The 15,551-nt window shown below is 66.3% G+C and carries 26 protein-coding genes; 25 read left to right on the forward strand and 1 reads right to left on the reverse strand.

Annotated elements, in window-relative coordinates; translation table 11 throughout:
* The first annotated feature begins 25 nt into the window (after positions 1–25).
* The 17 genes from rplV to map all read left to right on the forward strand — a co-directional run bounded on the left by rplV (position 26) and on the right by map (position 9,304).
* Positions 26–424, forward strand: a complete 399-nt coding sequence (gene rplV / locus OED01_RS03395) for a 50S ribosomal protein L22 (protein WP_147037973.1) — start codon at positions 26–28, stop codon at positions 422–424.
* On the forward strand, positions 424–1,182 hold the full coding sequence (gene rpsC / locus OED01_RS03400; RefSeq protein ID WP_264156992.1) for a 30S ribosomal protein S3: 759 nt from the start codon (positions 424–426) through the stop codon (positions 1,180–1,182). Before rplV ends, rpsC begins: the two co-directional genes overlap by 1 nt.
* The gene (gene rplP, locus OED01_RS03405; RefSeq protein ID WP_264156993.1) at positions 1,182–1,601 is read left to right on the forward strand and encodes a 50S ribosomal protein L16; all 420 of its coding nucleotides are present in this window, start codon (positions 1,182–1,184) and stop codon (positions 1,599–1,601) included. Before rpsC ends, rplP begins: the two co-directional genes overlap by 1 nt.
* Positions 1,601–1,915, forward strand: coding sequence for a 50S ribosomal protein L29 (gene rpmC / locus OED01_RS03410; protein ID WP_264156994.1), 315 nt, complete (start codon positions 1,601–1,603; stop codon positions 1,913–1,915). The genes rplP and rpmC overlap by 1 nt, the downstream gene beginning before the upstream one ends.
* Complete coding sequence (gene rpsQ, locus OED01_RS03415) at positions 1,915–2,238, forward strand: 30S ribosomal protein S17 (RefSeq protein WP_264156995.1); 324 nt, start codon at positions 1,915–1,917, stop codon at positions 2,236–2,238. The genes rpmC and rpsQ overlap by 1 nt, the downstream gene beginning before the upstream one ends.
* Positions 2,235–2,603, forward strand: coding sequence for a 50S ribosomal protein L14 (rplN, locus tag OED01_RS03420; RefSeq protein ID WP_025102399.1), 369 nt, complete (start codon positions 2,235–2,237; stop codon positions 2,601–2,603). Before rpsQ ends, rplN begins: the two co-directional genes overlap by 4 nt.
* Before the next feature lie 2 nt (positions 2,604–2,605).
* Positions 2,606–2,965, forward strand: coding sequence for a 50S ribosomal protein L24 (gene rplX, locus OED01_RS03425; protein ID WP_243229792.1), 360 nt, complete (start codon positions 2,606–2,608; stop codon positions 2,963–2,965).
* Positions 2,965–3,555 (forward strand): 50S ribosomal protein L5, encoded by a 591-nt coding sequence (gene rplE, locus OED01_RS03430; RefSeq protein WP_264156996.1) that lies wholly within the window; start codon positions 2,965–2,967, stop codon positions 3,553–3,555. The genes rplX and rplE overlap by 1 nt, the downstream gene beginning before the upstream one ends.
* 130 nt (positions 3,556–3,685) lie before the next feature.
* Positions 3,686–4,084 (forward strand): 30S ribosomal protein S8, encoded by a 399-nt coding sequence (rpsH, locus tag OED01_RS03435; protein WP_264156997.1) that lies wholly within the window; start codon positions 3,686–3,688, stop codon positions 4,082–4,084.
* Positions 4,085–4,090: 6 nt separating this feature from the next.
* Positions 4,091–4,627, forward strand: a complete 537-nt coding sequence (gene rplF, locus OED01_RS03440; RefSeq protein ID WP_264156998.1) for a 50S ribosomal protein L6 — start codon at positions 4,091–4,093, stop codon at positions 4,625–4,627.
* A 2-nt stretch (positions 4,628–4,629) separates the two neighbouring features.
* Entirely contained in the window at positions 4,630–4,989 is a 360-nt protein-coding gene (rplR, locus tag OED01_RS03445; protein WP_264156999.1) for a 50S ribosomal protein L18, read from the forward strand.
* Positions 4,986–5,675 carry a 30S ribosomal protein S5 gene (gene rpsE, locus OED01_RS03450; protein ID WP_413231603.1) on the forward strand — a complete coding sequence of 230 codons (690 nt, stop codon included), beginning with the start codon at positions 4,986–4,988 and terminating at the stop codon, positions 5,673–5,675. Before rplR ends, rpsE begins: the two co-directional genes overlap by 4 nt.
* The gene (gene rpmD, locus OED01_RS03455) at positions 5,675–5,860 is read left to right on the forward strand and encodes a 50S ribosomal protein L30 (protein ID WP_179432942.1); all 186 of its coding nucleotides are present in this window, start codon (positions 5,675–5,677) and stop codon (positions 5,858–5,860) included. Before rpsE ends, rpmD begins: the two co-directional genes overlap by 1 nt.
* Positions 5,860–6,456, forward strand: coding sequence for a 50S ribosomal protein L15 (rplO, locus tag OED01_RS03460; RefSeq protein ID WP_264157001.1), 597 nt, complete (start codon positions 5,860–5,862; stop codon positions 6,454–6,456). Before rpmD ends, rplO begins: the two co-directional genes overlap by 1 nt.
* 102 nt (positions 6,457–6,558) lie before the next feature.
* Positions 6,559–7,881, forward strand: a complete 1,323-nt coding sequence (gene secY / locus OED01_RS03465; protein WP_264157002.1) for a preprotein translocase subunit SecY — start codon at positions 6,559–6,561, stop codon at positions 7,879–7,881.
* Positions 7,878–8,474, forward strand: a complete 597-nt coding sequence (locus OED01_RS03470; RefSeq protein ID WP_264157003.1) for an adenylate kinase — start codon at positions 7,878–7,880, stop codon at positions 8,472–8,474. The genes secY and OED01_RS03470 overlap by 4 nt, the downstream gene beginning before the upstream one ends.
* Before the next feature lie 2 nt (positions 8,475–8,476).
* Positions 8,477–9,304 carry a type I methionyl aminopeptidase gene (gene map / locus OED01_RS03475; RefSeq protein ID WP_264157004.1) on the forward strand — a complete coding sequence of 276 codons (828 nt, stop codon included), beginning with the start codon at positions 8,477–8,479 and terminating at the stop codon, positions 9,302–9,304.
* A 104-nt stretch (positions 9,305–9,408) separates the two neighbouring features.
* Here the strand turns inward: map and OED01_RS03480 are convergent, their stop codons facing one another.
* Complete coding sequence (locus OED01_RS03480; protein ID WP_264157005.1) at positions 9,409–10,542, reverse strand: hypothetical protein; 1,134 nt, start codon at positions 10,540–10,542, stop codon at positions 9,409–9,411.
* A 204-nt stretch (positions 10,543–10,746) separates the two neighbouring features.
* On the opposite strand from OED01_RS03480, the gene OED01_RS03485 reads away from it, so the two are divergent.
* From OED01_RS03485 to OED01_RS03520, 8 genes are all read left to right on the forward strand, one after another.
* Positions 10,747–11,427, forward strand: coding sequence for a DsbA family protein (locus OED01_RS03485; protein WP_264157006.1), 681 nt, complete (start codon positions 10,747–10,749; stop codon positions 11,425–11,427).
* A 184-nt stretch (positions 11,428–11,611) separates the two neighbouring features.
* A complete protein-coding gene (infA, locus tag OED01_RS03490; RefSeq protein ID WP_005050493.1) occupies positions 11,612–11,833 on the forward strand; it encodes a translation initiation factor IF-1 in 222 nt (73 codons plus the stop codon).
* Positions 11,834–11,898: 65 nt separating this feature from the next.
* On the forward strand, positions 11,899–12,015 hold the full coding sequence (rpmJ, locus tag OED01_RS03495; protein WP_005050492.1) for a 50S ribosomal protein L36: 117 nt from the start codon (positions 11,899–11,901) through the stop codon (positions 12,013–12,015).
* A 131-nt stretch (positions 12,016–12,146) separates the two neighbouring features.
* Positions 12,147–12,521: a 30S ribosomal protein S13 gene (gene rpsM, locus OED01_RS03500; RefSeq protein ID WP_047524098.1), complete on the forward strand. Its 375-nt coding sequence runs from the start codon at positions 12,147–12,149 to the stop codon at positions 12,519–12,521.
* A gap of 30 nt (positions 12,522–12,551) precedes the next feature.
* On the forward strand, positions 12,552–12,950 hold the full coding sequence (rpsK, locus tag OED01_RS03505; RefSeq protein WP_045249905.1) for a 30S ribosomal protein S11: 399 nt from the start codon (positions 12,552–12,554) through the stop codon (positions 12,948–12,950).
* A gap of 119 nt (positions 12,951–13,069) precedes the next feature.
* Positions 13,070–14,059, forward strand: coding sequence for a DNA-directed RNA polymerase subunit alpha (locus OED01_RS03510; protein WP_264157007.1), 990 nt, complete (start codon positions 13,070–13,072; stop codon positions 14,057–14,059).
* Positions 14,060–14,093: 34 nt separating this feature from the next.
* A complete protein-coding gene (gene rplQ / locus OED01_RS03515; RefSeq protein WP_264157008.1) occupies positions 14,094–14,615 on the forward strand; it encodes a 50S ribosomal protein L17 in 522 nt (173 codons plus the stop codon).
* A gap of 106 nt (positions 14,616–14,721) precedes the next feature.
* Positions 14,722–15,507 carry a class I SAM-dependent methyltransferase gene (locus tag OED01_RS03520; protein WP_264157009.1) on the forward strand — a complete coding sequence of 262 codons (786 nt, stop codon included), beginning with the start codon at positions 14,722–14,724 and terminating at the stop codon, positions 15,505–15,507.
* The last annotated feature ends 44 nt before the right edge of the window (positions 15,508–15,551 follow it).

The raw sequence follows: 15,551 nt of genomic DNA on the forward strand, positions 1-15,551 counted from the left end.
CGCGGGGGCGATAGAGGAGAGAGAAATGGTGGAGTCCATCGCACGCGTGCGACACATCCGCGTGACCCCTCAGAAGGCTCGTCGTGTCGTCGCGCTCATCAAGGGCAAGCAGGCCCAGGAAGCTCTCGCGATCCTGAAGTTCGCACCGCAGAGCGCCAGTGAGCCGATCTACAAGCTTGTCGCGTCGGCCATGGCCAACGCGCAGGTGAAGGCGGATCGCGACGGCGAGTACCTCGACGAGCAGGACCTGTACGTGGCGAACGCCTACGTCGACGAGGGCACGACGCTCAAGCGTTTCCGCCCCCGTGCACAGGGTCGCGCTTTCCAGATCAAGAAGCGCACGAGCCACATCACGGTCGTGCTCTCGACGCCGGAGGTCGCTGCCGCGGCCGAGGGTGACAGCAAGAAGAAGGCGAGCAAGTAATGGGACAGAAGGTAAACCCGTACGGCTTCCGCCTCGGTATCACCACCGACCACGTCTCGCGCTGGTTCTCTGACTCGACGAAGCCGGGTCAGCGCTACGCGGACTACGTCGCCGAGGACATCAAGATCCGTAACCTGCTGAAGACGCAGCTGGACCGTGCCGGCGTCAGCAACATCGAGATCGAGCGGACCCGTGACCGCGTGCGTGTGGACATCCACACCGCGCGTCCCGGAATCGTCATCGGTCGTCGTGGTGCCGAGGCCGAGCGCATCCGCGGCGACCTCGAGAAGCTCACCGGCAAGCAGATCCAGCTGAACATCCTCGAGGTCAAGAACCCCGAGGCCGACGCTCAGCTCGTCGCGCAGGGCATCGCCGAGCAGCTGTCTGCTCGTGTGGCGTTCCGTCGTGCGATGCGCAAGGGTCTGCAGGGCGCTCAGCGCGCCGGCGCCAAGGGCATCCGCATCCAGGTCTCGGGCCGTCTCGGCGGCGCCGAGATGAGCCGGTCGGAGTTCTACCGCGAGGGTCGTGTGCCGCTGCACACGCTGCGCGCGAACATCGACTACGGCTTCTACGAGGCCAAGACCACCTTCGGCCGCATCGGCGTGAAGGTCTGGATCTACAAGGGTGACCTCACCAACAAGGAACTCGCTCGCGAGCAGGCCAACGCGCCCAAGTCGCGCGGTCGTGACGACCGCGGTGGCGACCGTCGCCGTGGCCCTCGCAACGAGGCCCCCGTCGCAGAAGGAGCGTCTGCCTGATGCTTATTCCCCGTAAGGTCAAGTTCCGCAAGCAGCACCACCCGGGGCGCAGCGGCCAGGCAACCGGCGGCACGAAGGTCTCCTTCGGCGAGTACGGTATCCAGGCCCTCACCCCCGCGTATGTGACGAACCGTCAGATCGAGTCCGCTCGTATCGCGATGACCCGTCACATCAAGCGCGGTGGCAAGGTGTGGATCAACATCTACCCCGACCGTCCGCTCACCAAGAAGCCGGCCGAAACCCGCATGGGTTCCGGTAAGGGTTCCCCCGAGTGGTGGGTCGCCAACGTCAAGCCGGGTCGCGTCCTCTTCGAGGTCGCCGGCGTCAGCGAGCAGCTCGCTCGCGAAGCACTGACCCGTGCTATCCACAAGCTGCCTCTCAAGGCACGCATCATCAAGCGCGAGGAGGGCGACGCGTAATGGCGATCGGCACCAAGGAGCTCGCTCCCAGCGAGCTCGACACGTTCGAAGACCAGCGCCTCGTCGAGGAGCTGCGTAAGGCCAAGGAGGAGCTGTTCAACCTCCGTTTCCAGTCGGCCACCGGCCAGCTGGAGAGCCACGGCCGCATCCGCGCCGTCAAGCGCGACATCGCGCGCCTGTACACCGTGATCCGCGAGCGCGAGCTGGGCATCCGTGCGACGCCCGCTCCGGTCGAGGCTCCGGCCAAGAAGGCGTCCAAGGCAAAGGCGAAGAAGGCCGATTCGGCTGAGGCGCCCAAGGAGGAGGCCGAGTAATGGCTGAGAAGAAGGCTGCCGTCAAGGCGGACACCGTGGAGCACGGCGAGCACGACGTGCGCGACGCGGACGCTCGCGGTTACCGCAAGTCCCGCCGCGGCTACGTCGTCAGCGACAAGATGGACAAGACCATCGTCGTCGAGGTCGAGGACCGCGTGAAGCACCCGCTGTACGGCAAGGTCATCCGCCGCACCTCCAAGGTGAAGGCGCACGACGAGGGCAACACCGCCGGCATCGGCGACCTGGTCCTCATCAACGAGACCCGGCCGCTCAGCGCCACCAAGCGCTGGCGTCTGGTTGAGATTCTGGAGAAGGCCAAGTGATTCAGCAGGAGTCCCGCCTCAAGGTCGCCGACAACACCGGCGCGAAGGAACTGCTCACCATCCGCGTTCTCGGTGGCTCGCGCCGCCGTTACGCCGGCCTCGGTGACACCATCGTCGCGACCGTCAAGGACGCGATCCCGGGCGGCAACGTCAAGAAGGGCGACGTCGTCAAGGCGGTCATCGTCCGCACCAAGAAGGAGACGCGCCGTCCCGACGGCTCGTACATCAAGTTCGACGAGAACGCCGCCGTCATCCTGAAGAACGACGGGGAGCCCCGCGGCACCCGTATCTTCGGACCGGTCGGCCGTGAGCTTCGCGACAAGAAGTTCATGAAGATCGTCTCGCTCGCCCCGGAGGTCATTTGATCATGGCGAACATCAAGAAGGGCGACCTGGTTCAGGTCATCACGGGCCGCAAGCAGGACAAGGGCGGCGACCGCGGCAAGCAGGGCAAGGTTCTCGAGGTCCTCGTGGCCGAGAACCGCGTCATCGTCGAGGGCGTCAACTACGTCACCAAGCACACGCGCGTCGGCCAGACGCAGCGCGGCACGAAGACGGGCGGCATCGAGACCATCGAGGCTCCCATCCACATCTCCAACGTCCAGGTCATCGACCCCTCGACCAAGAAGCCGACCCGCGTCGGCCACCGCGTCGAGGAGCAGACCAAGGACGGCGTGAAGCGCACCGTCCGTGTGCGTTACGCGAAGAAGTCAGGTAAGGACCTCTGATGAGCACCGACACTGCCGCGCCGGCTGGCAAGATCCAGCCGCGCCTGAAGCAGAAGTACAAGGCCGAAATCCAGCAGAAGCTGCAGGAGGAGTTCGGCTACCAGAATGTGATGCAGATCCCCGGCATCGTCAAGGTCGTCGTCAACACCGGTGTCGGTGAGGCGGCTCGCGACAGCAAGGTGATCGATGGTGCGGTCGACGACCTCACCAAGATCACCGGCCAGAAGCCGATCGTCACGAAGGCCCGCAAGTCCATCGCGCAGTTCAAGCTGCGCGAGGGCCAGGCCATCGGTGCGCACGTCACCCTCCGTGGCGACCGTGCGTGGGAGTTCATCGACCGCCTGGTCTCGCTCGCGCTGCCCCGTATCCGCGACTTCCGCGGTCTCTCGGCCAAGCAGTTCGACGGCAACGGCAACTACACCTTCGGTCTCCAGGAGCAGAGCGTGTTCCACGAGATCGATCAGGACAAGATCGACCGCGTTCGCGGCTTCGACATCACCGTGGTGACGACGGCGAAGACGGACGACGAGGGCCGCGCACTTCTGCGCCACCTCGGCTTCCCCTTCAAGTCCGAAGACGCCCAGGCGTGATGCGGTGACGCGGGGAGGGACGCCGTCAGGCGGCCCTCCCCGCGTGCCGTACAATTGAAGATTGCGTGCTCATCGCAGGCCGTCTGTCGTGTAACGGCAGCCGGAACCTCATGACTGAAAGAAGAACACAATGACAATGACAGACCCGGTCGCAGACATGCTGACCCGTCTGCGCAACGCGAACTCGGCGCACCACGACTCCGTGACGCTCCCGTCGAGCAAGCTGAAGACGCACATCGCCGAGATCCTCCAGCAGGAGGGCTACATCTCCGGCTGGGAGGTCACCGACGCCCGCGTCGGCAAGAACCTCACGCTGTCGCTCAAGTACGGTCCGAACCGTGAGCGCTCCATCGCCGGCATCAAGCGCGTCTCGAAGCCCGGCCTCCGCGTCTACGCGAAGTCCACGGAGCTGCCGAAGGTCCTCGGCGGACTCGGCGTGGCCATCCTGTCCACCTCCTCCGGTCTTCTCACCGACCGTCAGGCAGAGCAGAAGGGCGTGGGCGGAGAAGTTCTCGCCTACGTGTGGTGATACGAAATGTCGCGTATTGGACGACTTCCCATCGAGATCCCCGCGGGCGTGACCATTTCGGTCGACGGCCGTGAGGTCGCGGTGAAGGGCCCCAAGGGTGAGCTCACCCTGACGGTCGCCAGCCCCATCGAGGTCGCGGTCGAGGAGAACCAGGTTCTGGTCACTCGCCCCGACGACGAGCGCGAGTCGCGGTCGCTTCACGGCCTGACCCGCACGCTCATCAACAACAACATCATCGGCGTCACCCAGGGCTACACCAAGGGCCTCGAGGTCGTCGGCACCGGATACCGCGTGCAGCAGAAGGGCAGCTCGGTCGAGTTCGCCCTCGGCTTCTCGCACCCGGTCCTGATCGACCCGCCCGCCGGAATCACCCTGACGGTCGAGGGCAACAACAAGCTCACGGTCAGTGGCATCGACAAGCAGGCTGTCGGCGAGGCAGCCGCGAACATCCGCAAGATCCGCAAGCCCGAGCCGTACAAGGGCAAGGGTGTCCGCTACGCGGGCGAGGTCGTGCGTCGCAAGGCCGGAAAGAGTGGTAAGTAACCATGGCTCTCAAGTCAAAGTCTGACGCCCGCGCGCGTCGTCACGCCCGTCTTCGCAAGAAGATCGTCGGCACCGAGCTGCGTCCGCGCCTCGTCGTGAACCGTTCGGCACGCCACGTCTTCGTGCAGCTGGTCGACGACAGCAAGGGGCACACCGTCGCCTCGGCATCCACGCTCGAGACCGACGTCCGTGGCTTCGAAGGTGACAAGACCGCCAAGGCCCGCAAGGTCGGCGAGCTGCTCGCCGAGCGTGCGAAGGCCGCCGGTTTCACCGAGGCCGTGTTCGACCGTGGCGGCAACCGCTACGCAGGTCGTGTCGCGGCGATCGCCGATGGCGCCCGTGAAGGGGGGCTGGCACTGTGAGTGACAACAAGGAGAACGAAGTGACCGAAGCGGCAGCTGCCACTTCCGAGACGGCCGCAGGCACCACGCAGGCCGAGCCGCAGCGCGAAGGCCGCCGCGGCGGTCGTGACCGCAACCAGGGTGGCCGTGACCGCAACTCGCGCGACCGTGGGGACAACCAGTTCCTCGAGCGCGTCGTCACCATCAACCGCGTCTCCAAGGTCGTGAAGGGTGGACGTCGCTTCAGCTTCACCGCCCTCGTGGTCGTCGGTGACGGCAACGGTCTGGTCGGCGTCGGCTACGGCAAGGCCCGCGAGGTGCCCCTGGCCATCTCGAAGGGTGTCGAAGAGGCCAAGCGCAACTTCTTCCGCGTCCCCCGCGTCGCGAAGTCCATCCCGCACCCCGTGCAGGGTGAGGCCGCGGCCGGTGTCGTGCTGCTCCGCCCGGCCGCTGCCGGTACCGGTGTCATCGCCGGTGGTCCGGTCCGCGCCGTGCTCGAGTGCGCCGGCATCCACGACGTGCTGTCGAAGTCGCTCGGCTCGTCGAACACGATCAACATCGTGCACGCGACGGTGGCTGCCCTGAAGCAGCTCGAGGAGCCCCGTGCGGTCGCCGCGCGTCGTGGCCTCGAGTTCGACCAGGTCGCCCCGGCGCGTCTCGTCCGCGCGGAGGCCGAGGCGGCCGCAGCGCAGAAGGTAGGTGCCTGATGGCTGCGCGCCTCAAGGTCACGCAGATCAAGTCCAAGGTGAGCGAGAAGCAGAACCAGCGTGACACGCTGCGCAGCCTCGGTCTGAAGCGGATCGGTGACACCACCGTCCGCCCCGACGACGCGCAGACGCGCGGTTACGTCCGGACCGTCGCCCACCTCGTCAAGGTTGAGGAGATCGACTAATGGCTGAGAAGAACGAAGCCGTCGAGGCTGAGAAGGCTCCGAAGAAGGCTGCCCCCAAGGCTGCCGCTTCGAAGGCTGAGGCCCCGAAGAAGGCGACGGCGGCCAAGAAGCCGGCCGCCAAGAAGCCTGCTGCCAAGAAGGATGCCGAGACCACGCGTCCCGGCGTTCTGAAGGTGCACCACCTGCGTCCGGTCCCCGGCGCCAACACCGCGAAGACCCGTGTCGGTCGCGGTGAGGGCTCCAAGGGCAAGACGGCCGGTCGTGGCACGAAGGGCACCAAGGCCCGCAACACCGTCCGCGTCGGATTCGAGGGTGGGCAGATGCCGCTGCACATGCGCACCCCGAAGCTGCGCGGATTCAAGAACCCGTTCCGCGTCGAGTACCAGGTCGTGAACCTGGAGAAGCTCGCCGAGCTCTACCCCAAGGGTGGAGACGTCACCGTCAGCGACCTGGTCGCCAAGGGTGCCGTTCGCAAGAACGAGAAGGTCAAGGTCCTCGGCAACGGGGACATCGCGGTGAAGCTCACCGTCTCGGTCGACAAGGTCTCGGGTTCTGCCGAGCAGAAGATCGTGGCGGCCGGCGGTTCCGTCAAGTAACCACAGTTCAGAGGGGTCGGAGAATTCTCCGGCCCCTCTGTGCGTTACTCTGGTCTTTCGGCCGTCAGCTGTGTCGACGGCGACCTTTCTGGAGGAAATCCCTTGTTTAGCGCCATTGCGCGGATCTTCCGCACGCCCGACCTGCGTCGGAAGATCGGTTTCACCCTGGCGATCATCGCCCTCTACCGGTTCGGCTCGCACATCCCGGCTCCGTTCGTGAACTTCCCGAACGTCGAGCAGTGCCTCGCACTCACGTCCGGCACCGAGGGGCTGCTCAGCCTTGTCAACCTCTTCTCGGGCGGAGCGCTGCTCCAGCTGTCGATCTTCGCGCTGGGTGTGATGCCGTACATCACGGCGACGATCATCACCCAGCTGCTGCGCGTCGTCATCCCGCACTTCGAGACCCTTCACAAGGAAGGTCAGGCTGGACAGGCGAAGCTCACCCAGTACACCCGCTACCTCACGATCGCCCTCGCGCTGCTGCAGTCGACGACGCTCGTCACCGTGGCACGCAGCGGGCAGCTCTTCGGCACCACCGACATTGCGGCCTGCCAGAACCTGCTGACCAACGACGTGTGGTGGGCGCAGCTGCTGATGATCATCACGATGACCGCCGGCACCGGCCTCATCATGTGGTTCGCCGAGCTCGTCACCGAGCGCGGCATCGGCAACGGCATGTCCCTGCTGATCTTCACGTCGATCGCGGCGACCTTCCCGTCCGCCATGTGGCTGATCTGGGAGAGCAAGGGCTTCGAGGTGTTCCTCCTCGTGCTCGCGGTCGGCATCATCGTGATGGCGCTCGTCGTCTTCGTCGAGCAGTCGCAGCGCCGCATCCCCGTGCAGTACGCCAAGCGCATGGTCGGACGTCGCACCTACGGCGGGACGAACACGTACATCCCGATCAAGGTGAACATGGCCGGTGTGATCCCGGTGATCTTCGCGTCGTCGCTGCTGTACATCCCGATGCTCATCGCGCAGTTCAACACGCCGCAGGACGGCAGCGAGCCGGCCGCGTGGGTCACCTGGGTCTCGCAGTACTTCACGACCGGTGACCACCCGCTGTACATGCTGGTGTACTTCCTGCTCATCATCGGTTTCACGTACTTCTACGTCGCGATCACGTTCAACCCCGTCGAGGTCGCCGACAACATGAAGAAGTACGGCGGGTTCATCCCCGGCATCCGTGCGGGGCGTCCGACGGCCGAGTACCTCGACTACGTGCTGACGCGCATCACGTTCCCCGGTTCCATCTACCTGGGCCTGATCGCCCTCATCCCGCTGGTGGCCCTGGCCACCGTCGGCGCGAACCAGAACTTCCCGTTCGGTGGCGCGTCGATCCTCATCATCGTCGGTGTGGGTCTCGAGACGGTCAAGCAGATCGACGCTCAGCTTCAGCAGCGCCATTACGAAGGGCTCCTCCGATGACAGCATCCGCACGTCTCCTCATCGTCGGCCCGCAGGGCTCCGGCAAGGGCACGCAGGGTGTTCGCATCGCCGAGTCCTTCGGCATCCCGGTCATCTCCACCGGCGACATCTTCCGTGCCAACATCAAGAACGGCACCCCGCTGGGTGCGCAGGTCACGGAGATCCTCGACCGCGGCGACCTCGTCCCTGACGAGCTGACGAGCGAGATCGTGCGCGACAGGCTGTCGCAGGACGACGCCGCGAACGGCTTCCTTCTGGACGGGTATCCACGCAACGCCGCCCAGGTCGCGCACCTGGAGGAGTTCCTCTCCGCACGCGGCGAGGCGCTGGCCGCGGTGATCCTGCTGGATGTTCCGCGCGAGGAGAGCATCGCTCGTCTGCAGCTGCGTGCGGCGGAGCAGGGCCGCTCGGATGACACCGCCGAGGCCATCGCGCACCGCCTGGACATCTACGAGCACGAGACCGCTCCGATCCTGGAGACCTACTCGGACCGTGGCATCGTCGACCGCATCGACGGTGTCGGCTCGCTCGACGAGATCACCGAGCGCATCTTCGCGGCGCTGGACGCCCGCGGCCTGCGCGTGACGGTCTGAGCGTGTTTCGCCGCTCGATCTACAAGACCCCCGCGCAGCTGCGCGCGATGGTCGAACCCGGCCTCATCACCGCGGCGTCCCTGGACGCGGCGGCTGCGGCCATCCGACCAGGCGCGACGACCGCATCGGTGGATGCCGCTGCCTCCGCCGCCGTGCTCGCCCGCGGCGCGGAGTCGAACTTCAAACTCGTCCGCGGCTACCGGCACACCACCTGCATCTCCGTGAACGAGCAGGTCGTGCACGGCATCCCCGGAGAGCGCGTGCTCGAGCCGGGCGACATCGTCTCCGTGGACAGCGGAGCGCAGTTCCAGGGCTGGAACGGCGACAGTGCTCGGACGTTCGTCATCCCCGACCCGACCCGCCCCGAGCTGGTCGCCGCGCGTGAAGAGCTTTCGCGCGTGGCGGAGGGGTCCATGTGGGCCGGCATCGCCGCGATGGCGTCCGCGCGTCACCTCGGCGACATCGGCGCGGCCATCCAGGACTACATCGAGGCGCAGGGGGAGTACGGCATCCTGCGCGAGTACGTCGGCCACGGCATCGGACGCAAGATGCACGAGGCACCCAGCGTCTTCAACTACCGGACGCCGGATGTTGGCGCCGAGGTCAAGCCCGGTCTCGTGCTCGCCATCGAGCCGATGGTGACCGCCGGCGGCGAGGCGACGTTCGTGGAGGATGACGACTGGACCGTCTCCACGATCGACGGCAGCGACGGCTCGCACTGGGAACACAGCGTCGCGGTGCATGCCGACGGCATCTGGGTGCTGACCGCGGTGGATGGCGGTGCCGCGGGCCTCGCGCCTTTCGGCGTGACCCCCACGCCCTTCGCGTAGCCGCGCGTGCTCGGCCGATTCGGCGACAAACCATAAACCATGCCAAACACGGTTTCTCGCGCGTGAAGTGACTTCTCGACTCCTGCGAGTGGCGACCTCCACGCCTAGCGGAGTGATCCGCGCGCCTGGCGTCGTCTATCGCGCAGCGTCGCCAACATTCCCGCTTGGCTCGGCCGAACGCGGCGGACGGATGCCGCATGCAGGGCATCACCCAGCGGCGTCACGCGAAGCACGTCCCGCAACTCCCAGCGCGCGAAGGGATGGCCGCGGCGGCGCAGACGGTCTTCGCGACGTTTCTCCTCTTTGAGAAGCTCGGTCGCACGTTGGGGATCCTTCTGCATCTTGTACTTGACCCACCCGTCCGATTCCCCGATGGTCTTCGTGGCCTCGAACAGGAAGTCGACGCGATCCGTGCAGCCGTCATAGTGGAACGTGATCTGCAGCACGGGGGTCGGGAAGCCGCACCATTCGATCACCGCGCGGCTGATGCTCTCGCCCGTTGATTCCGAGCGAGGATCCGCGTGTGCCCACAGCCAGCGCAATTGGGCGACACCGCGCTGATTCTGCTGCGCGGACGCATGGTGCTGCAGCAGCTCGGACGTGAGCGTGCCGCCTTGCGCGGGCGCGATCGCCGCGTCCACCACAGCGAGAGCGAAGGCAGGCGGCAGCACCCGAGCGAGATCGACAGTCGTGTCGAGCATCCCGGTGACGAAGACCCCGCCCACCTGAATCACTTCGCGCGGATCCGAACTCGTGTGCACGCACACGTCGCCGAAACGCCGAGATGCGCTTCGATCAGGGTCGTACACGTGGATGTCGCGCGGTTCATCGGACAGCGGAAGGCCGAGGAGCACGGCTGCGGATTCCAGACACAGCACGGCGTCAGGATGCAGCCGGACGAACGCGTGCACACGCACCGCGTACTTGCGCCATGGGGGCAACTTGTCGAAGGCGACCCGGTTCACGTAGATGCCACGCCGCACACGGTGCCACTGGGGCGCGGAGGGATCGTGCCCCAGCATCCTGGCCTCGGCTGCCGTCATCAACGGCAGAGGAGAGGACATCGAAGCGCGGTCGACAAGGAGCTGCGGCATGCGTACATCGTGCCCCGTCGGACAGGGCGATCCCGCGTTCAGTGGATGAAGCCGTATCGGCCGTCGACTGTGCAGGGCGAGTGCTCCAGGGCGAGAAATCACTCCGAAAGCGAGAAACCACCGCGGTGGTGGTTTCTCGCGCACCAAATGGTTTTTCGCACGCGGACTGGAGGCGGAGGGTGGAGGGCGGGGAAGGGGCGGCGGGTGGGAAGGGCGCGCAGGGTCGCGTAGGGCGCTCACAACGGGCGCATAGGATGGGGCGGCAGGATTGTCGGTGGCGCTGTGCGCGCCGGAGGACTTCGAAGTAGGGCCGCGCGATCGCGCGAGTCGTGAGAGAACGGGAAAGCAATGGCAGCAGCACAGGGCAAGACCAACTGGTTCGCCATCTGGATCTCGGCCGCTGTGGTCGTCGTCCTGGTGGTCCTCGGCGGACTCGTCGTGTTCCTGAACAACCAGGCCACCGCACCCGGCGCGGCTCCGGAGACGGCCGGCATCGTCAACGGCGAAACCGGTGCGATCTCGTTCGGTGAGGGCGAGACGACGATCGACACCTACGTCGACTTCATGTGCCCCATCTGCGGCGACTTCGAGAGCGCGTACGGCGCTGCGCTCCAGGATGCCGCGGCGAACGACGAGATCACGCTGAACATCCACCCGATCTCGATCCTGGACCAGGCCTCGCAGGGGACCGAGTTCTCCTCGCGCGCTGCCAGCTCGATGTACTGCGTCGCCGCCGAGGCGCCGGACGCAGCCCTGGACTACTTCAACCTGCTCTTCGAGAACCAGCCCGAAGAGGGAAGCGCGGGTCTCACGGACGAGCAGCTCGTCGGGTTCGCCGAGCAGGCGGGCGCCGGCGCGGCCGCCGATTGCATCAACGACGGCACCTACATGAAGTACGCCGTCGACCAGGTCGCGAACACCCCGGCCGACCCCGAGACGGGTCGAGTCGGCACACCGACCGTCGCGATCGACGGTGAGCGCATCAGCAACGCGGACATCCAGACGCGCTTCGCCGAGATCCTCGGCTGAGCCGGGCAGGAACCCGCACCCCGGATCGACACGACGGCGGCGCATCCCATTTGCCGGATGCGCCGCCGTCGTCTAATATTGATCTTTGGTGCTTTGCGCCTAGTTCGGCGTGTCCGGCTATGGTGCGCATCCAACCCATCCATCCACCGCAGATCGGCCGATCTGCAGAAGCGTCAGCGAGTTTATGGCTAAGAAAGACGGTGTCATCGAAATCGAGGGCGTCGTGTCCGAGGCGCTGCCCAACGCGATGTTCCGCGTCGAGCTCACCAACGGACACAAGGTCCTTGCAACGATCTCCGGAAAGATGCGGCAGAACTACATCCGCATCATCCCCGAGGACCGCGTGGTCGTGGAGCTCAGCCCCTACGACCTGACCCGCGGCCGCATCGTCTACCGCTACCGCTGATCGGTCGAGAAGTAACACCCCAGGCATTCACGCCTGCCCGGTGAAGACAGCGAACAGGAAACACAATGAAGGTCAACCCCAGCGTCAAGCCCATCTGCGATCACTGCAAGGTGATCCGCCGCCACGGCCGCGTCATGGTGATCTGCAAGAGCAACCCGCGCCACAAGCAGCGCCAGGGCTGAGCTCGCCGATCTGACTCCACAATTCAATACACAAAGGCAGGATCAGAACCCACTCCGGTGGGGGACACCTCGGGGCGGAGGCCCGGGCACCGATCCTGCTCCACACCTCCACCACAATTCAGGAGATTCGCATGGCACGTCTTGCCGGCGTTGACATCCCGCGCGATAAGCGCGTGGTGATCGCACTTACGTACATCTACGGCGTTGGCCGTACCCGCTCGGTCGAGATCCTCAAGGCCACCGAGATCGACGAGTCGATCCGCGTGAAGGACCTGAGCGACGACCAGCTCATCGCACTCCGCGACTACATCGAAGGCAACTACAAGGTGGAGGGTGACCTGCGCCGCGAGGTCGCCGCAGACATCCGCCGCAAGGTCGAGATCGGTTCCTACGAGGGCATCCGCCACCGTCGTGGCCTTCCGGTCCGCGGTCAGCGCACCAAGACCAACGCCCGTACCCGCAAGGGCCCGAAGCGCACCGTCGCCGGTAAGAAGAAGGCCCGCTAAGCAGCGGCCAGGGAATAGGAGAAAACTTTCATGGCTGCACCCAAGGCCGCCGCGCGCAAGCCGCGCCGCAAGGAAAAGAAGAACATCGCGCTGGGCCAGGCCCACATCAAGTCGACGTTCAACAACACGATCGTTTCGATCACCGACCCGTCCGGCGCTGTCATCAGCTGGGCATCCTCCGGTGGCGTGGGCTTCAAGGGCTCCCGCAAGTCGACCCCGTACGCGGCCGGCATGGCCGCTGAGTCGGCTGCGCGCCAGGCTCAGGAGCACGGTGTCAAGAAGGTCGACGTCTTCGTGAAGGGTCCGGGTTCGGGCCGCGAGACCGCGATCCGCTCGCTGCAGGCCGCAGGCCTCGAGGTGGGTTCGATCCAGGACGTCACGCCCCAGGCTCACAACGGCTGCCGTCCGCCGAAGCGCCGTCGCGTCTGATTTCGTTCGAGGATGCCGGTCCCGTCACGGGGCCGGCATCCTCGCCGCAGGTTTCCACAACTCAAGAACCTCACCCACCACATGTCATATAGCGGGCATGTGATCGAAAGGAACACACAGTGCTCATCGCACAGCGTCCCACACTGACCGAGGAAAAGATCGTCGAGAACCGGAGCCGGTTCATCATCGAGCCGCTCGAGCCCGGTTTCGGCTACACCATCGGCAACGCGCTGCGTCGCAGCCTGCTCTCGTCGATCCCCGGCGCTGCTGTCACCAGCATCCGCATCGACGGCGTGCTGCACGAGTTCAGCACCATCCCCGGCGTGAAGGAGGATGTCACCGAGATCATCCTCAACATCAAGCAGCTGGTCGTCTCCAGCGAGCGTGACGAGCCCATCACCGCGTACCTGCGCAAGACCGGCGCCGGTGAGGTCACCGCAGCCGACATCTCGGCCCCGGCCGGTGTCGAGGTGCACAACCCCGAGCTCGTCATCGCGACCCTGAACGACACCGCGAAGTTCGAGCTGGAGCTCACCATCGAGCGCGGCCGCGGCTACGTGTCGGCCACGCAGAACCGCAACGAGTACGCCGAGGCCGGTCAGATCCCGATCGACTCGATCTACTCGCCGGTCCTCAAGGTCAGCTACCGCGTCGACGCCACCCGTGCGGGTGAGCGCACCGACTTCGACAAGCTCGTCCTGGATGTCGAGACCAAGTCCTCCATCAGCCCCCGCGACGCCGTCGCCTCGGCTGCCAAGACCCTCACCGAGCTGTTCGGCCTCGCCCGCGAGCTGAACGTCGAGGCCGAGGGCATCGAGATCGGTCCGGCGCCGGTGGAGGCCGTCGCCTCCAGCGAACTGTCGATGCCGATCGAGGACCTCGACCTGTCCGTGCGCTCGTACAACTGCCTCAAGCGCGAGGGCATCAACACGGTGTCCGAGCTCGTCGCCCTCTCGGAGACGCAGCTCATGAACATCCGCAACTTCGGCCAGAAGTCGGTCGACGAGGTGCGCGACAAGCTCATCTCGCTCGGTCTGTCGCTCAAGGATTCGGTGCCCGGTTTCGACGGCGCCCACTTCTACGGCGGCAGCGAAGACGAGTCCTTCTGACCTTCCCGAAATTCTGACCAGGAGTTAGACGAATATGCCTAAGCCCACCAAGGGTCCCCGCCTCGGAGGCGGCCCCGCACACGAGCGCCTGCTGCTTGCCAACCTCGCGGCCGCTCTGTTCACCCACAAGTCGATCAAGACGACCGAGACCAAGGCCAAGCGCCTGCGTCCGCTCGCTGAGCGCCTGATCACGTTCGCCAAGCGCGGCGACCTGCACGCCCGTCGTCGGGTGCTGTCGGTCATCGGCGACAAGTCCGTCGTGCACGAGCTGTTCACCGAGATCGCACCGCTCGTCGCGGACCGCGAGGGTGGCTACACGCGCATCACCAAGGTCGGCAACCGCAAGGGCGACAACGCCCCGATGGCCGTGATCGAGCTCGTCCTCGAGCCCGTCACGCCCAAGAAGAAGGCTGCCAAGGCTGCTCCGAAGGCCGAGAAGGCTCCGAAGGCCGAGAAGGCCGAAGAGGCTCCGGCTGAAGAGGTCGTCGAGGAGACCACCGAGGCTCCGGCCGAAGAGGCTCCCGCCGAGGCCGCTGCCGAGGAGAAGTCCGAGTAAGCATCCGCTTGCGCACGAAGCCCGCCATCCCGTCAGGGACGGCGGGCTTCGTCGTTTCCCGGCGGATGCCGTGGAAGGATGCTCCTCACGGAGACGAGGAGCGGACATGCCGGACCAGACGGAGATCGACGAGCGATTGCGCGCCTACTACGGCGGGCTGTTCGACGAGGATGCCCGGCTGACGACGCGATCGGCGCAGGGGCCGCTCGAGCATCGGCGGACGCAGGAGCTGATCGCCGAGCACATCAGCGCCGGTCGCATCCTGGACGTCGGGGGAGGGACCGGTGCCCACGCCCGCGCCCTGCGCGAGCGCGGCCTCGACGTCGTCCTCATCGATCCCGTCCCAGAGCACGTGGCAGCGGCCTCGGCATCCGGGATCGAGGCGCACCTCGGTGACGCGCGCAGCCTGTCGTTCGCCGACGGCTCCTTCGACGCCGTACTTCTGCTCGGCCCTCTCTACCACCTCGCCGCGCGCAGCGAGCGTCTGCAGGCGCTGCGCGAGGCGGGCCGCGTCACTCGGGCAGGCGGCTTCGTCTTCGCGGCCGCGCTGTCCCGTTTCGTCGCCTTCGGCGCGAACGTGCTCGGCCGTCCCGTCCGTCCGGATCCCATGATGCGCGCGCTCTGGGAACAGGGGACGCCGCGGCCGGGCGACCGGTTCCCGGCCGGGCACTTCCACACGGCTGAGGAGCTCGGCGAAGAGGTGACGGATGCCGGGCTCGAGGTGCTGGCCGTGCACGGCGTCGAAGGACCGTCCGGACTCGCCCTGGAGGGCGTGCCCGTCGACCGCACCGACCTGACCGATGCCGCCCTGGCGCTGGCACGGGCGACGAGCGCGGAACCCGGCATCCGCGACTTCAGCGCCCACCTGCTCGCCGTCGCTCGCGTGCTCTGACGGCGGGGCCGTCCGCGACCGCGGAGTAGGGTGGATGAGTGACT

The organism is Microbacterium sp. M28 (assembly GCF_025836995.1).
Classification (GTDB): Bacteria; Actinomycetota; Actinomycetes; order Actinomycetales; family Microbacteriaceae; genus Microbacterium.

Excerpts from the sequence above, each read along its gene's own strand:
- rplQ (WP_264157008.1), top strand. The coding sequence starts at position 14,094 with ATGCCTAAGCCCACCAAGGGTCCCCGCCTCGGAGGCGGCCCCGCACAC.
- rplO (WP_264157001.1), top strand. The coding sequence starts at position 5,860 with ATGGCTGAGAAGAACGAAGCCGTCGAGGCTGAGAAGGCTCCGAAGAAG.
- OED01_RS03470 (WP_264157003.1), top strand. The coding sequence starts at position 7,878 with ATGACAGCATCCGCACGTCTCCTCATCGTCGGCCCGCAGGGCTCCGGC.
- rplX (WP_243229792.1), top strand. The coding sequence starts at position 2,606 with ATGGCGAACATCAAGAAGGGCGACCTGGTTCAGGTCATCACGGGCCGC.
- rpsH (WP_264156997.1), top strand. The coding sequence starts at position 3,686 with ATGACAATGACAGACCCGGTCGCAGACATGCTGACCCGTCTGCGCAAC.
- rpsQ (WP_264156995.1), top strand. The coding sequence starts at position 1,915 with ATGGCTGAGAAGAAGGCTGCCGTCAAGGCGGACACCGTGGAGCACGGC.
- rpmJ (WP_005050492.1), top strand. The coding sequence starts at position 11,899 with ATGAAGGTCAACCCCAGCGTCAAGCCCATCTGCGATCACTGCAAGGTG.
- rpsM (WP_047524098.1), top strand. The coding sequence starts at position 12,147 with ATGGCACGTCTTGCCGGCGTTGACATCCCGCGCGATAAGCGCGTGGTG.
- rplE (WP_264156996.1), top strand. The coding sequence starts at position 2,965 with ATGAGCACCGACACTGCCGCGCCGGCTGGCAAGATCCAGCCGCGCCTG.
- rplP (WP_264156993.1), top strand. The coding sequence starts at position 1,182 with ATGCTTATTCCCCGTAAGGTCAAGTTCCGCAAGCAGCACCACCCGGGG.
- rpmC (WP_264156994.1), top strand. The coding sequence starts at position 1,601 with ATGGCGATCGGCACCAAGGAGCTCGCTCCCAGCGAGCTCGACACGTTC.
- rpsC (WP_264156992.1), top strand. The coding sequence starts at position 424 with ATGGGACAGAAGGTAAACCCGTACGGCTTCCGCCTCGGTATCACCACC.
- rplV (WP_147037973.1), top strand. The coding sequence starts at position 26 with ATGGTGGAGTCCATCGCACGCGTGCGACACATCCGCGTGACCCCTCAG.
- infA (WP_005050493.1), top strand. The coding sequence starts at position 11,612 with ATGGCTAAGAAAGACGGTGTCATCGAAATCGAGGGCGTCGTGTCCGAG.
- rpmD (WP_179432942.1), top strand. The coding sequence starts at position 5,675 with ATGGCTGCGCGCCTCAAGGTCACGCAGATCAAGTCCAAGGTGAGCGAG.
- rplF (WP_264156998.1), top strand. The coding sequence starts at position 4,091 with ATGTCGCGTATTGGACGACTTCCCATCGAGATCCCCGCGGGCGTGACC.
- rplR (WP_264156999.1), top strand. The coding sequence starts at position 4,630 with ATGGCTCTCAAGTCAAAGTCTGACGCCCGCGCGCGTCGTCACGCCCGT.
- rpsK (WP_045249905.1), top strand. The coding sequence starts at position 12,552 with ATGGCTGCACCCAAGGCCGCCGCGCGCAAGCCGCGCCGCAAGGAAAAG.
- OED01_RS03485 (WP_264157006.1), top strand. The coding sequence starts at position 10,747 with ATGGCAGCAGCACAGGGCAAGACCAACTGGTTCGCCATCTGGATCTCG.
- OED01_RS03520 (WP_264157009.1), top strand. The coding sequence starts at position 14,722 with ATGCCGGACCAGACGGAGATCGACGAGCGATTGCGCGCCTACTACGGC.